Source organism: Herbivorax alkaliphila, assembly GCF_030848475.1.
Taxonomy (GTDB): Bacteria; Bacillota; Clostridia; order Acetivibrionales; family Acetivibrionaceae; genus Herbivorax.
Genome location: NZ_JAVDDS010000134.1, coordinates 1 through 1303, shown reverse-complemented (window position 1 = coordinate 1303; position 1303 = coordinate 1). Strand labels below are relative to the sequence as shown.

The following is a 1303-nucleotide window of genomic DNA, read 5'->3' as shown; positions in this document are numbered from 1 at the left end:
AGCAATGTTGTTGTAGGACAGGCTATTTGACAGTGATTCAGACAAGATAATTTGCAGGAAACAGATAATAGCCAATAATTGGAAGAATAATTCAGTAAGACAAGATATTTGACAGTTAAGACATGAAAAATAGCAGAAATAAAAAAAGAACAGCCAATTTGACTGTCCTTGATAATATTTTAAAATTAAAGATGTTTTTCTAATGTATACAGTGCAGTTGCTACTGTAATTCCATCTACTTTTCTAAGTACTTCGGTTAAGGCTTCTGTATTCCAAAACAAATCACGGAAATTAACAAGGTGACATCCTGCTTTGAAATCAGGCATACAAGCATAGTAACCACGGCTTGTCTCACCAAAAAGAACCATAATGCTTGATCTGCTTAAAATGTTAATTTCATAGTGACTTCCCCAATTTTGAATTTTTGTTATAGTGCCAAACCATCTTTCAACGGCTTTACCTTTTTTCATAGTACATTCAAAATTCATTTTATCACTCCCATTTCAAAAAAGTTTTTGCTGAAATCCTTCAAGCATAATATTTACAAGTTCTAGTCTCTTTTTTCCTATTCGGTTTGTAACGGTTGGATTAAAACCTTTTACACTAAATAATTTTTTACCGTGTTTTGCCGCATAGTGGAATAAAAGTTCTCTTAGTTGTTTTTCGCTAAGTTTTTTTGAGATATATCCATCACAAGCATCTATTAATTGAGCTGAAAGTATTTTAACTGTTGTCGGATTTTTTATGATATCCAATAAAGTCACCTCATTTCTGTTCTTCTAATTCTTAATTTGTATGATATTTGTACCTAAACAGGCATTGGTTTATCAAAAATATGAGGTGATTCTTCATACAAACTTTTTATGTAATCTTCTGTAACAATAGTCTTTTTGTCAATGTAGCCTTGAAATAAGGCTTTATAGCATAACTGATTTATCTTTCTTGGAATACCAGAAGTCAGCGAATGAATTACAGGATAGCACTTATCATCAAATATTGGTGTATTAGCTTTTACTACAGATAGCTGGTGCTTAATGTACTCTATTGTCTGAGCTGGTGTAAAAGACTCTGTTTCTATAGAGAGATTAATTCTTTGTTTCATTGGCAAATTTACAGAAAGATTCATTGTTTTAGATAAAAGAGGTGGTAAACCTGATAAAATTAGAGTGAAGTTAGAGGCCTCGTCATAAAAGCTTCTAAGCTCATCTATCATAGGTATGGAAAGGCTTTGGGCTTCATCAATCACTAAAATATTAAATTTACCTTGTTCATTTTCTTCTCTTAAGAAATTAATGATTTGTAG

3 protein-coding genes are annotated in these 1303 nt (G+C 31.5%); all 3 read right to left on the bottom strand.

The annotated features are described in order from the left end of the window. Positions 1–185: 185 nt before the first annotated feature. Complete coding sequence (locus RBH29_RS17675; protein WP_306698331.1) at positions 186–488, bottom strand: DUF6618 family protein; 303 nt, start codon at positions 486–488, stop codon at positions 186–188. 15 nt (positions 489–503) lie between these two features. Beyond that, positions 504–755, bottom strand: coding sequence for a TIGR04540 family protein (locus RBH29_RS17670; RefSeq protein ID WP_306698330.1), 252 nt, complete (start codon positions 753–755; stop codon positions 504–506). Positions 756–808: 53 nt separating this feature from the next. Then, on the bottom strand, positions 809–1303 hold a 495-nt coding region (locus tag RBH29_RS17665; protein WP_306698329.1), incomplete at its 5' end, for an ExeA family protein.